Source organism: Kribbella sp. NPDC051718 (assembly GCF_040681515.1).
Taxonomy (GTDB): Bacteria; Actinomycetota; Actinomycetes; order Propionibacteriales; family Kribbellaceae; genus Kribbella.
In genome coordinates this window covers 201,461-214,341 of the sequence record NZ_JBFAYZ010000004.1, presented here as the reverse complement: position 1 = coordinate 214,341, position 12,881 = coordinate 201,461, and the positions used below count along the sequence as shown (strand labels likewise).

Below are 12,881 nucleotides of genomic sequence, written 5' to 3'. Positions count from 1 at the left end.
AGAATGAAAACACCACGCAGCGGATGGGAGCATCGGGACATGACATGGCTGGTGACTGGCGGAGCCGGATACATCGGATCGCACGTGGTGCGCGCCTTCAAGGCGGACGGGATCGACGTCGCGGTGATCGACGACCTGTCCAGCGGCAAGGCTGAGTTTCTGCTCGACGGCGTACCGTTCACGCACGCCAACCTGCTCGACGGCGACGCCACCCGGCGGGCCCTCGAAGGAGTCAGCGGCGTCGTCCACCTCGGCGGTTTCAAGTACGCCGGCGTCTCGGTCGAGCGCCCGATGCACACCTACACGCAGAACGTGACCGCCATGGTCAGCCTGCTCGACGCGATGGCCGAGCAGGGCGTCGGCAACATCGTCTTCTCCTCCAGCGCGGGCGTCTACGGCACGCCGAAGGACGAGGTGGTGACCGAGCAGACCGCACCGGACCCGCAGAGTCCGTACGGCGAATCGAAGCTGATCGGCGAGTGGCTGCTCAAGGACCAGGCCAAGGCGGTACCGCTCAACCACACCGCCCTGCGCTACTTCAACGTGGTCGGCTCCGGCGACCCCAAGGTCTACGACGCCAGCCCGTACAACCTGTTCCCGATCGTCTGCAACCTGCTCACCCAGGGCAAGGTGCCGCAGATCTACGGCACCGACCACCCGACCCCGGACGGTACCTCGGTCAAGGACTACGTGCACGTCGCCGACCTGGCCCGGGCGCACGTCGCCGCCGCGCGGATCCTGGACGACGGCAAGACCCTCGAGCCCGTCTACAACCTCGGCAGCGGAACCGGTACGTCCGTACGCCAGATCATGGACGCGGCCCGCCGGGTCACCGGCATCGACTTCACCCCCACCGAGGGCCCCCGCCGCCCCGGCGACCCCTCCCGAGTCGTCGCCTCAGGCGAGCTGGCCGCCCGCGACCTGGGCTGGAAGAACACCTACACCGTCGACCAGATGTTTGCCACCGCCTGGGAAGCCTGGCCGCGGGCATAGGACGGGTGAACCCCCGTGGTCGTGGGCCCCTCGCGGTTGTAGCCTTTGGCGCAGTTCACTGTTGTCCGCCTGGCGGACACCGATCAAGGGGTGCGATCCATGAGTCACGAGAGCCTGCCGCATTTCCTGGCGAAGGTCGACCTCTTCGCGGGGCTGTCCAAGGACACTCTGTCCGAGCTGGTTACCCGCGGGACCACGCTGGCGATCCAGCCTGGCGCCCACGCGACCGAGCAGGGCAGCGACGACGCCGGCCTGCAGGTCGTCCTGGAGGGTTCCGCCGAGGTCTCCGTCAACGGGGTCGACCGCGCGCCGCTCGGCCCGGGTGACTCCTTCGGTGAGATCTCCCTGGTCGACGGCCTGCCGCGCTCGGCGACCGTCGTCGCCGGGCCCGACGGACTGACCACGTTCGCGCTGTCCTCGCTCGCCTTCATGGAGGTCGTCAGGGCGAACCCGGACGTCGCCGAGGCGCTGCTCAAGGGTCTCGCCGCGCGCGTCCGGTTGCTCGAGTCGCAGGGCTGACCCAGCGCCTCATGCCGCCGGCGGAGGAGCGCAAGGTCGTCTCGGTGCTGTTCTGCGACCTGGTCGGGTTCACGGCTGCGGCCGAGGCGGCTGATCCGGAGGACGTCCGGCGCTGGCTGACGCCGTACCACCGAACCCTCAAGACCACGGTCGAGCGGTTCGGCGGTACGGTCGAGAAGTTCGCCGGCGACGCGATCCTGGCCGTCTTCGGCGCACCGCTGTCCCGCGAGGACGACGCCGAGCGCGCCGTCCGGGCCGGCTTGGCGATCCTCGACGAGCTTGCCGCGGGCACCCTTCAGGTCCGGATCGGGATCGAGACCGGCGAGGCGCTGGTGGAGATCAACGCCAGGCCTGAGCTGGGCGAGCCGTTCGTGACCGGTCTGGTGGTCAACACGGCCGCCAGGTTGCAGACGTCCGCCCCGGTCGGCGCGGTCGTCGTCGGCGCGGCGACGTACGCGGCAACCAGTCGTGTCTTCGACTACGAACCGCTGGAACCCGTTGCTGCCAAGGGGATTCGCCGCCCGCTGCAACGCTGGCAGGCCGGTGAACCGCGCGCCCGCGTCGGCGCCGACGTGATCCGCGACCTCACCACTCCGCTGGTCGGGCGGCAACGCGATCTGTCTCTGCTCCGGATGGCATTCGACAAGGCCGTCGCCGAGCGCTCACCTCAATTCGTCACGCTGCTCGGCGAACCGGGCATCGGCAAGTCCCGCCTGGTCGCCGAGCTCGGCGCGGAGCTGGACAAGCTCGACGACATGATCATCTGGCGGGAGGGCCGCTGCCTCCCGTACGGCGAAGGCCCGTTCTGGCCGATTGCGGAGATCGTCAAAGCCCAGGCCGGTATCCGCGAAAGCGACCCGCCCGCACAGGCCGCCGAGAAGCTCGAAGCCATCCTGCCCGAGGCCGACCGTTCCTGGTTGCGTGCCCGCGTACGCCCACTCGTCGGCGCCGAGGCCGACGGCAAACCCGCCGCCGTGGCGCAGGAAGAGTCGTTCGCTGCCTGGCGGGAGCTGCTGGAGAGCTTCGCCGAGTCGTACCCGACCGTCCTGGTGCTCGAAGACCTGCACTGGGCCCGCGACGCGCTGCTGGCGTTCGTCGACCACCTCGTCGAGTGGGTCAAAGAGCTGCCGCTTCTGGTCGTCATCACAGCCCGTCCCGAACTGCTCGAACGCGGCGCGCACTGGACCCGCGGGCAGCAGAACGCGTGGATGATCGGCCTCGCCCCGCTGTCCGGCTCCGAGACCGACCAGCTCTTCGGCGAACTCCTCGTCGGCGACCGGCTCCCCGCCCGCACTAGAGCGGACTTGGTCGGCCGTGCCGATGGGAACCCCTTGTACGCCGAGGAACTCGCCCGGATGGTCAACGAGCTGGGCCCTGGTTCGGTCGCCCTGCCGTCGGGGATCACCTCGATCATCGCCGCCCGGCTGGACACGCTCGAGCCCGATCGCAAAGCGCTGCTCGCGAACGCGGCGGTGATCGGTCGCGTCTTCTGGGCCGAGGCGGTCGCCGCGCTGGTGGATCGCGACCCGGCGGACGTCGTACAGGAGCTGCAGGAGCTGGCGCGCAAGGAGTTGGTCCGGCCGATTAGGCAGTCGTCGCTGGAGGGGCAGCGGGAGTACAGCTTCTGGCACTCGCTGACTCGCGACGTCGCCTACAGCCAGGTCCCGCGAGCAGCCCGATCGGCCAGGCATGTGGCGGCCGCGGATTGGCTGGAGTCGCAATGTAGTGCTGGGCAAGGCGATACGACGAGTGTGATCGCTCATCACCTCGGTACTGCGCTGCAGCTCGCCGATGCGGTCGGGGATCTCGAACTGGTGGAGCAGTTGGCTCCTCGCGCACGCGGGTACCTGCGTCGGGCGGCCGAGCAGGCGATGAACCTGGACGCGACCGAGGCGATGGACCTGCTCGACCAGGCGCTGGGGCTTACGCCAGAGGGCGATCCGGACCGGCCCGAGGTGCTGGCGCGGTGGGGTTGGGCGGCGTTCCTGACTGGGCGGCTGGACGATGCGCTGGCGGCGTACCGGTCGGCGGTTGTCGGATTCGATGCCGTCGGCGATCTGGTCGGGGTGGCTCGGGCGCTGCGGTTGTCGACGTACGCGATGAGCAGTATGGAAGAGAGTCTGGCGACGATCGATCGAGTGGTGTCGATCTTCGAGAGCTTCGGGCCGAGCGAGGATCTGGTCGGCGCGCTGGCTGGGCAGGCGGTCATCCTGACGGTCGCCAGCCGGCGTAATGAGGCGATCGCGGCGGCCAACCGGTCGCTGCGGATGGCCGAGGAGCTCGGGTACGGCGTACCGCATCGGGCGCTGGAGGCGCGTGGGCTGTCGCGGGTCGGCAACGGTGATACCGGCGGTGTGGTCGACATGAAGGACGCGCTGAGCGCGCTGCTCGACGAGGGCAAGGCGCGGGACGCGGCGGTCACGTGGCTGAACTACGGGTTCGTGGTCTGGCAGATCGAGGGACCGCGGGCGGCGCTGGAGACGCTCAAGGAGACCGAGGAGTTCACCCAGCGGCGACGGCTGGCGGAGTTGCGGCAGCAGCTCAGTTGCACGGTGCTCGAGCTGATGATGGAGCTGGGGCAGACCGAGGAAGTCATTGCTGCTTGCCGTGCGCAACTTGATGATCCGGGGCCGGCGTTCATCACTCTGCGGCGGATCGAGGTGCTGGCGGCGTTGGCTCGCGCCGAGCTCGAGCTGGGGATTCCGGGGGCGCGGGCTTCGGCTGAAGAGGCGTATCGGTTGGGGATCGAGACCGATTGGCCGGACTTCCAGGCGATCGGTGGGGCGCCGGCGGCTACGGCTCGTGCTGCTGATGGGGATCGGGCCGGCGTACAGGAGGTGCTTGAGCGGTTGCTCGGGTTGGAGGTGCTGACCGGGAGCCACGAGTTTGCTGCCCGGTTGCCGACCTTTGTGCGTGCTGGGTTGGCGGTGGATCTGCCTGAGCTGGCTGAGCGGGTCGCCGGGCTGATCGTTCCGTTGTTGCCGATGCGGGAGTATTCGCTGGCGACGGCGGCCGCGCTGCTGGCGGAGTACCGGGGTGATTCTGGTGCGGCGATTGCCGGGTTCGGGAAGGTCGCGGCGGACTGGAAGACCTTTGGGAACCTGCTGGAGGAGAGGTACGCGCTAGCGGCTGTCGAGCGTCTCCGCGATCAGAGCGCCGACCTGGTCTAACTCGATCAGGAAGCCGTCGTGGCCGTACGGGGACTTGATCAGGTGCAGCGGGCCGGCGTCTTTGCTTGCATCGATGAGCTCTGTGGAGAGCCTGCTCGGGTAGAGGCGGTCGGAGTCTACGGCTGCGATGACCAGGCGGGATTTCAAGCCCTGCAAGGCTTTTGTGAGACCGCCGCGGTTGCGGCCGACATCGTGGGTGTTCATCGCTTTGGTGAGGGCGACGTAGGAGCCGGGGTCGAATCTTCTGGCTAGTTTGTGGGCGTGATGGTCCAGGTATGACTCGATGGCGAACCGGCCGTCGCCTTGCGGGTTGCGGCCGAAGCGGGTGGCCAGCTCGTACTCGGAGCGGTAGGTGATGTGGGCGATTCTTCTCGCGATACCTAGGCCTGTGGTGGGTGCTTCGCTGGTGTCGTAGTAGTCGCCTTGGTTCCAGGCGGGGTCGGATTCGATGGCGGCCAGTTGGGGTGAGCACCAGGCGATTTGCTCTGCCGATGCGTAGCCTGTCGAGGCCAGGACGATCGCTGTGTTGACTCTGTCTGGGTAGAGCAGTGGCCATTCGAGGGCGCGCATTCCGCCCATCGAGCCGCCGATCACCGCTGTCCACTTGTCGATTTCGAGTTGCGTGGCGAGGGCGGCCTCCGCGGCTACCTGGTCCCTGATGGTGATGGCGGGGAATCGGCTGCCCCACGCTTTGCCGTCGGGCGCTGTCGACGACGGGCCGGTGGTGCCTTGGCAACCACCCAAGACGTTCGCGGCGACGACGTACCAGTCGGCGGGATCGACGTACCGGCCGCTGCCGATCAAGCCGTCCCACCAGCCCGGGGTCAGTTGCCCCGGGCCGGCCGGGCCGACCACGTGTGCGTCCCCGGTAAGGGCATGACAGATCAGGACGGCATTGTCCCGGGCCGCGTTCAGCCGGCCCCAGGTCTCATAGGCAACCAGTACTCCGGGCAGCTCGGCCCCGGACTCGAGTCTCAAGTCCCCGATCTCCGCGAACCGCCGGCCGGCCACCGGATCACCCGGCCGCCAACCACCTCCCACCCGGACGGAGGGTGAGGCAGGATCGCCCACCCACCCCACACCGGCCACCTGACCTGGTGTGGGGTGGGCTCCCGGCGTACCGGGACTACCTGGCTCGCCGCCGATGTCCCGCCCCCGGGCATCGACTGGTGAGGCAGGCGGGCGATCCTGGGTCATTGGATGGTCAGACCGACTTGGCCGCGGCGAAACCGACCTCGAGGTCAGCCAGGATGTCGTCGATGTGCTCGAGGCCGACCGCGAGCCGGACCAGGCCGGGGGTTACGCCGGATGCGAGCTGGTCCTCGGCGGAGAGCTGGCTGTGTGTGGTCGACGCCGGGTGGATGACGAGCGAGCGGACGTCGCCGATGTTGGCCACGTGGCTGTGCAGCTGCAGCGCGTCGACGAATCGCTTGCCCGCGTCGACGCCGCCCTTGATCTCGAACGCGACCACGGCGCCGGCTCCACGGGGGGTGTATTTCTGCGCCAACTCGTAGTACTGGCTGGACGGCAGGCTCGCGTACGCGACGCTGTCGACCTCGTCGCGTGCCTCGAGCCACTGCGCGACCTTGAGCGCGTTGTCGAGGTGGCGCTCGATCCGCAGCGACAGGGTTTCGAGGCCCTGGGCGATGAGGAACGCGTTGAACGGCGACACCGCAGTACCGAGGTCCCGCAGCCACTGGACGCGCGCCTTGAGGATGTACGCGAGGTTGCCGAGGTCCGAGCCGACGCCGAGCGCGGTCGCGTAGGTGAGCCCGTGGTAGCTGTCGTCGGGCTGGTTGAAGCCGGGGAACCGCTCCGGGTTCTGCGCGTAGTCGAACTTGCCGGAGTCGACGATGACGCCGGCGATCGCCGTACCGTGACCGCCCAGGTACTTCGTCGCCGAGTGCACGACGACGTCGGCGCCGTGCTCCAGCGGGCGCAGCACGTACGGGGTGGCGACGGTGTTGTCGACGATCAGCGGTACGCCGAACTCGTGCGCGACACCGGCGATCCCCTCGATGTCGAAGATCTCACTCTTCGGGTTGGCGATCGTCTCGCCGAAGAACGCCTTCGTGTTCGGCTTGATCGCGGCCTTCCACGACTCCAGGTCGCTCGGGTCCTCGACGAAGCTGACCTCGATACCGAGCTTGGGGAACGTGTAGTGGAACAGGTTGTACGTACCGCCGTACAGGCTCGGGCTGCTGACGATGTGGTCGCCGGCCTCGGCGACGTTGAGCAGCGCGAGGCTCGTGGCGGCTTGGCCGGAGCTCACCAGGAGTGCGGCCGTTCCGCCTTCCAGGCTTGCGATCCGCTGCTCGACCGCGTCCTGGGTCGGGTTCTGGATCCGGGTGTAGATGTTGCCGAACTCCTGCAGCCCGAACAGGCTCGCGGCATGATCGGTACTGTCGAAGGTGTACGACGTGGTCTGATAGATCGGCAGCGCCCGCGCGTTCGTCGTCGCGTCGGACGTCTGGCCGGCGTGGATCTGCCGGGTCTCGAAAGACCAGCTGGGGGTCGTGTTCTCGCTCATGACGGTCCTGTTCTCGGGTACGACGGCGCAGCCCATCAGCTCCGCTGCTCTCGTGCTGCGCGGAACGATCGGCACGCCTTGTGGTTAAGGGGTTTTCAGCTCACAACAGGCGCTAGCGGCAACAACACTCGCTCATAACAGCTCCTGGCTCCCCGGGCCGCCGCTGACGGACCGCCCTCGTACGAAAGACGATAACGTCACTAGACATTGACCCCCGGTAACCGTCCACATGCTGATCATCCGTAGTACTCCCCACGCCGGCGCCCCACTCGCTCCTCCGTCACTCGCCGGGCGCTGAGCTCCCACCCACCCAGCACGCGGGCTCCTACGTCGCCCGCTTTGTTGAAGCGTTCGCCCTCAGCTCTATCGCCGCCACAGCCCGACTCGCCAACCCGCCCACCGACTTACCCGACCACCTCACCCGGTCGCCCGACCCCGGGCTCGTGACGCTTGGCGTCACCTCGCCACCAGATGCGGCCCGGGCCACCAACTCCCTATGCGTGGAATGGTTGTCCGCTCCCAGCCGTTGCCGCCGACCGGCTCGTGACGCTTGGCGTCACCTCGCGCCGGGATGCGGCACGGGCGAAGGATTCCCACGCAAGCGAGCCGCAGCTGCTCCGGGTGCCCGCCGTCGTCGGCCTCGTAACGCTTGGCGTCACTTCGCCACCGGATGCGGCAAGGCAGACCAACTCCCCCTGCGGGGAAGGCCTGCGGCTTCGACGGTTGCTGCCGCACGGCTATTGACGCTGGGCGTCACCTCGGTCCGGACGCAGGACGGAATCGGCAGCCACGGCGTCGGTGCTCCGCTATGACTCGTCCTACCGGAAAGAGAAAATCAGCCCGAGCCGTTAGGCGTCCGGGCTGATCGTGATGGGTCGACTGTACTACTGCGACGCTCCGGCTGGGAGGCCCACAGAAATCGCCGGACAGGGGTGCCTATGAGCACGCTGCCGCCAGCCGCCACGTTCGCCGGATGTTGGGTTGTGGCGGCCTTTGTGGGGCAGATTGGATGCCCCGGCGAGGCCTCCATTTGTGCAGCGGCTGTTGCACAAATGGAGGAGCAGTTGTCGATGTGGAATCTGCACGTAAGGCCTTGCAGATTTGGGGTTTGTGGGCCCTTGGTGGGGTTGGATGGGGGGATGGCCAATCCGGAGACGTATGAAGTGGTTCGGGCGGATGGGGCGGTGCTTCGGTACTGCTTGTACGGGCCGGAGGGTGGGTATCCGGTGGTGTCGCACAACGGGACGCCTAGTAGTCGGTGGAAGTGGCCGGCGTTGGCTGAGTCGATGTCGGGGAGTGGGTTCAGACATCTGGTTTACGACCGGCCCGGGTATGGCGGATCGACCCGGCGGCCGGGGCGGATGGTGGTTGATGCGGTGGAGGATGTGCGGGCGTTGATGGACGCGCAGGGGTGGGAACGGTTTGCGGTGAGTGGTGGGTCGGGTGGGGCGCCGCATGCGTTGGCTTGTGCGGCGTTGCTGGGGGATCGGGTCAGCTCGTGTGTGGTGATCTCTGGGGTCAAGCCGGCCGATCCGAAGAAGGCTGCGCCTGAGGAGGGGGAGTTGCGGCGCCAACTTGCGGAGGTGGCGGCGGAGATCGTGGGGCGGATCGACGATGGTGCGCCGGAGTTGCCAACAGGGCCGGGGCCTGCGGCGCGGGATGATCCGGACGCGATGGAGCGGCTGCGGGCGACCTTTGTCGAGGGGACGGATGGGTGGGTCGACGACAGTTTTGCGCTTGCCCGGCCGTGGGGGTTCGAGCTGTCGGAGATCAAGGTGCCGGTGGGGCTGTGGCGAGGTACGAGCGACGCCAACGTTCCCTCGGAAGATGCCGACTATCTTCTCGAGCACATTCCCGGAGTGCAGGGCCATGTCTTCGAGGGTGGGCACTTGCCTGGGTCTGCCACGTACGAAGAGATCTACGACTGGCTGAGAGGTCAGGTCGTCGGGTAGTCCTTGCGGAAGGGGCCGGTGGGGGTCAGGTCCAGTAGGCCGGGGCCGGTGAGGACGCCGCCTTCTACGGGGAGGGTGTGGCCGGTGATCCAGGAGGCGTCGGAGGAGGCCAGGAAGGCTACGGCGGCGGCGATGTCTTCGGGTTGGCCTACCCGGCCCAACGGGTAGAGAGCCTTGAACTTCTCCAGGGTGTCCGGCTGGTTGTCCCAGTTCGGGGTGTGGACGGTGCCGGGGGCGACGACGTTGAAGCGGACGCCCATGCTGCCGTAGCGGGCGGCGAAGTTCTGGGTCAGTGCGATCTGGCCGGCCTTCGCAGCGGCGTACTCGATGTTGCCGAAGGCAGCGATCCCGTTCACCGAGCTGATCGTGACGACGTTGCCGCGGGTCTTCACCAGATGGGGAAGCGACGCCTGGATGCAGCGCGCCGCGCCGACCAACGTGAGGTCGAGTTGCCGGTGCCATTCGGAGTCGCTCGTGTCCTCAGGGACGGTACTGACGATGCACCCGCCCGCATTGTTGACCAGTACGTCGAGCCGCCCGAACCGCTCGACAGCCGCCGCAACGGCCGCGTCGACCTCCTCGCGGACGGTCACATCAAGACGGACGGCCAGCGCGTCACCCAACTCCGCGGCCAGCGCCTCGATCTTGTCCTCTTGCAGATCGGTGATCACCACCGAGCCACCCTCGGCCGCGATCCGCCGCGCGACCGCGGCGCCGATCCCCTGCGCCCCCGCCGTCACGAGCGCCACCTTGCCATCGAAACGCTGCATCTAGATCCCCTCCAGAACGCGATCGACCTTCTCGTCCGAGACCCGCCGGTCGAGCTTGGCGGGATCGAGGTTGCGGCAGAGCACGATTGAGCCACCGCCGGCGATCACGCCGATCAGCGTCCCGATGCCGGCCGGCGTGACGAGAGAGGTCGTGGTGAGTACGCGGTCGGAGATCGGTTCCGCCGCGGCGATCAGTTCGTCGTGGGTCTGCTCGTCGTACGCCGTACTCCCACCGCCCGGCGGATCGAACGGCACGAAGAGGTCCGGATGGTTGTAGACCTCGGCCCCGTAGTCGTGGACCCCGGCCGGCAACGGCTCCCGGAACCGGCCACCGAGCGGCAGCAGCGCCGACGCGACCGTCTCGCGCGATCCGCGGATGGCGAAGTCGGGCCCGGTGATCGCGAGCGTGCCGACGCCGTTGGTGACGGCCGCGCCGACCGACCAGGTCGACAGCGCCCAGACGACGCCGAGCCAGTGCGGCGGCAGGCCGATCGCGACGGACTCGCCCGGTTCCAGGTCGTACTCGTCGGCGAGCAGGTTGGCCGTCTTCGCCACCCAGTTCGCGGTGGTGACCGCGCTGAGCTCGATCCGCTCGCCGGTGACGTCGTCGTAATAGGTCAGGAACGGGTTGGCGCCATCCCGTCGTACCGCGGCGCCGAACAACTCAGGAAGGGTCACGCGACAACCATAGTGCTCTGGGTCGGGCGCGCCCGCCCATCTCCGGCGCCCAGGCAGGCACGCACCTGAACACCGGAGCTGAAGCGGGAGCGCCCGACCCAGAGCACTACGTTCGGCCCGAAGTACCGTGGTGGGGGACACCTGGAAAGAAGGATCGTCATGGCTTCATTGCTGGCGCTGCCCGAGGGCGGCGAGTGGAGCGTGCTGCTCGTCATCGTCGTGCTCATCTTCGGCGCGAACAAACTCCCCGACCTGACCCGCAACGTCGGCAAGGCCCTGGTCGAGTTCCGCAAGCTCTCCGAGAAACCGGACCCTCAGGACAAACCCCAGACCACCGAAGAACAAAAACCACAGCTCTGACAACCCCGTACTACGCGCGGCACGCGGCCTCGGGCCGAGTGCCGCGGCGTGCAGGAGGTGGTGGGTGTGGTTAGGGGTGGGCGGTTTGGTGGGCTGCTGTGCGGAGGGCGTCGGCTACTGCCTCGGTGGGGTCGGTGAGCTTGCCCGGAAGGCGGGCCAGCAGGATCCGGCGGAGTTCTTGGGGGCCGTTGCGGACGGTGAGGACCCGGATGCCGGGTGGGGTGGTGCGTTCCAGGGACGTGGAGACGGTGGTGATACCTGCGCCGGCGGCCACCAGGTGGAGTTTGGCCAGCCAGTCGCGGGCGGTGTGGGCGATTTCGGGGCGTTCGTCCAGACCCGGCCAGACGCCCATCTGGTCGGCTGAGGAGCCGGCGATCCAGCGTTGGCCGCGGAGGTCGGCGACGTCGACCGAGTCGGCGACAGCCAGCGGATGACTGGCCGGTACTGCGATGCGCAACGGCCGCTCAGCCAGCGTCTCCAGCTTCAGCGCGGGCGTCTCGCTGTCCGGCGGGCGGAAGGGTGGGGCGGCGGCGAGAAGCGCCAAGTCGATGCTGCCGGCCCGGAGCGATCGGACCAGCGAGGGAGTCGTCCCCTCCCGGGTGACCAGGTTGATCGCCGGATGCGAACGACGCACCGCAGTGATTGCCATCGGCAACAACACGGCACCGGCGCTCGGGAACCACCCCAACCGGACGGTTCCGCCCTCGACGGGCAGCCCGGACAGCTCCCGCGCTGTCGCGTCGATCTGGTCGAGTACGCCGGCCGCGTTCCGTAGTACCAGCTGACCGGCGGCTGTCAGCCGGACACCGTCTCGGCGCCGCTCGAGGAGCTGCGTCTGCGCCGCGCGTTCGATCGACGCGATCTGGCGGGAGACGGCCGACTGGGTGTAGCCGAGCGCGGTCGCCGCGGCCGTGAAGGTGCCGCGCTCGGCGACCTCGCGGAACACCCGCAGCGCGACCAGGGAGACGTCGGAGAAGTCCATGACGTTTACGCATACTACCCGTGCTCAAGTCTCGTTTGAGTCATGCAACCGCCGTTCCTAGCCTGGCGACATGAGACCGCAGAGAATCGCCCTGGTCACCGGGGCCAACCAAGGGATCGGGTACGCCCTCGTCGAAGGCCTGGCCGCCCGGCTCGACGCAGCTGATCTGGTCCTACTCACGGGCCGCAACCCGGAACGCGTCGCAGCAGCGGCCGAGCGGGTCAACGGGACAGCGCAGGTTGAAGGCCGAGTCCTCGACGTCACCGACGCGACCGCTGTCGCCGAACTGGCCGCCGACCTGCAGACCCGTTACGGCGGCGTCGACATCGTCATCTCGAACGCCGTCGGCCCGCTGTCCCCGGACCGCACGCAGGCCGAGCAGGCCGACGAGTTCATCGCAGTCGCCAACGGCGGCGCCACCGCCGTACTGCGTTCCTTCGCCCCGGTACTACGTCCAGCCGGCAGCCTGATCGTCGTCGCCAGCTCACTCGGCACCCTCGACCACCTGGACGCCAAGGTCCAGCCACTGTTCGAAGACGGCCACACCCTGGACCAGATCGAGCAGGCCGTCGAGGACTGGCGCCGGACCATCCACGCCGACACGCACGCCGATCACGGCTGGCCCGACTGGATCAACATCCCCTCCAAAGTCGCCCAGGTGGCCGCGGTACGAGCGGTCGCCGCAATCCGGCGTACCGACGATCTCGCCGGCGACACCCTGATCGCCTCGGTCTGCCCCGGCCTCGTCGACACCCGCGCCTCCCGCCCCTGGTTCGAAGACTTCAGCGAGGCCCGCTCCCCAGCAGAAGCAGTCCAACCGATCCTCGACCTCATCCTCACCAGACCCATCGACCCATCGACCTACGGCGAACTGATCCGCGACGGCAAAGTCCTGCCCTGGCTCGGCGAAACCACCGACTGAAGATC

11 protein-coding genes are annotated in these 12,881 nt (G+C 68.2%); 6 read left to right on the top strand and 5 right to left on the bottom strand.

Annotated features, from left to right (window positions below):
• Positions 1–39: 39 nt before the first annotated feature.
• From galE to AB0M15_RS16580, 3 genes are all read left to right on the top strand, one after another.
• Positions 40–993 carry a UDP-glucose 4-epimerase GalE gene (gene galE, locus AB0M15_RS16590; protein ID WP_363818931.1) on the top strand — a complete coding sequence of 318 codons (954 nt, stop codon included), beginning with the start codon at positions 40–42 and terminating at the stop codon, positions 991–993.
• A 99-nt stretch (positions 994–1,092) separates the two neighbouring features.
• Positions 1,093–1,512: a cyclic nucleotide-binding domain-containing protein gene (locus AB0M15_RS16585; protein WP_363818929.1), complete on the top strand. Its 420-nt coding sequence runs from the start codon at positions 1,093–1,095 to the stop codon at positions 1,510–1,512.
• Between the two features lie 11 nt (positions 1,513–1,523).
• A complete protein-coding gene (locus AB0M15_RS16580) occupies positions 1,524–4,682 on the top strand; it encodes an AAA family ATPase (RefSeq protein WP_363818927.1) in 3,159 nt (1,052 codons plus the stop codon).
• Here the strand turns inward: AB0M15_RS16580 and AB0M15_RS16575 are convergent.
• Positions 4,635–5,879: a homoserine O-acetyltransferase gene (locus AB0M15_RS16575; RefSeq protein ID WP_363818925.1), complete on the bottom strand. Its 1,245-nt coding sequence runs from the start codon at positions 5,877–5,879 to the stop codon at positions 4,635–4,637. The two genes, AB0M15_RS16580 and AB0M15_RS16575, sit on opposite strands and share 48 nt — an antisense overlap.
• Before the next feature lie 7 nt (positions 5,880–5,886).
• Positions 5,887–7,212: a bifunctional o-acetylhomoserine/o-acetylserine sulfhydrylase gene (locus tag AB0M15_RS16570; RefSeq protein ID WP_363818923.1), complete on the bottom strand. Its 1,326-nt coding sequence runs from the start codon at positions 7,210–7,212 to the stop codon at positions 5,887–5,889.
• Between the two features lie 1,139 nt (positions 7,213–8,351).
• Between AB0M15_RS16570 and AB0M15_RS16565 the strand changes: the two genes are divergently transcribed.
• The gene (locus AB0M15_RS16565; protein WP_363818921.1) at positions 8,352–9,164 is read left to right on the top strand and encodes an alpha/beta hydrolase; all 813 of its coding nucleotides are present in this window, start codon (positions 8,352–8,354) and stop codon (positions 9,162–9,164) included.
• Here the strand turns inward: AB0M15_RS16565 and AB0M15_RS16560 are convergent.
• Together AB0M15_RS16560 and AB0M15_RS16555 are read right to left on the bottom strand one after the other, a co-directional pair.
• Positions 9,149–9,934, bottom strand: coding sequence for an SDR family NAD(P)-dependent oxidoreductase (locus tag AB0M15_RS16560; protein WP_363818918.1), 786 nt, complete (start codon positions 9,932–9,934; stop codon positions 9,149–9,151). The genes AB0M15_RS16565 and AB0M15_RS16560 overlap by 16 nt on opposite strands.
• Complete coding sequence (locus AB0M15_RS16555) at positions 9,935–10,612, bottom strand: TIGR03089 family protein (protein WP_363818916.1); 678 nt, start codon at positions 10,610–10,612, stop codon at positions 9,935–9,937. It lies immediately after the preceding gene.
• Between the two features lie 159 nt (positions 10,613–10,771).
• Here AB0M15_RS16555 and AB0M15_RS16550 point away from each other — a divergent pair, with 159 nt between their 5' ends.
• A complete protein-coding gene (locus AB0M15_RS16550) occupies positions 10,772–10,972 on the top strand; it encodes a twin-arginine translocase TatA/TatE family subunit (protein ID WP_363818913.1) in 201 nt (66 codons plus the stop codon).
• Positions 10,973–11,042: 70 nt separating this feature from the next.
• On the opposite strand, the gene AB0M15_RS16545 is transcribed toward AB0M15_RS16550, so the two are convergent.
• Complete coding sequence (locus tag AB0M15_RS16545; protein ID WP_363818911.1) at positions 11,043–11,954, bottom strand: LysR family transcriptional regulator; 912 nt, start codon at positions 11,952–11,954, stop codon at positions 11,043–11,045.
• A 70-nt stretch (positions 11,955–12,024) separates the two neighbouring features.
• Here AB0M15_RS16545 and AB0M15_RS16540 point away from each other — a divergent pair, with 70 nt between their 5' ends.
• The gene (locus AB0M15_RS16540) at positions 12,025–12,876 is read left to right on the top strand and encodes an SDR family NAD(P)-dependent oxidoreductase (RefSeq protein ID WP_363818909.1); all 852 of its coding nucleotides are present in this window, start codon (positions 12,025–12,027) and stop codon (positions 12,874–12,876) included.
• Positions 12,877–12,881: the final 5 nt, after the last annotated feature.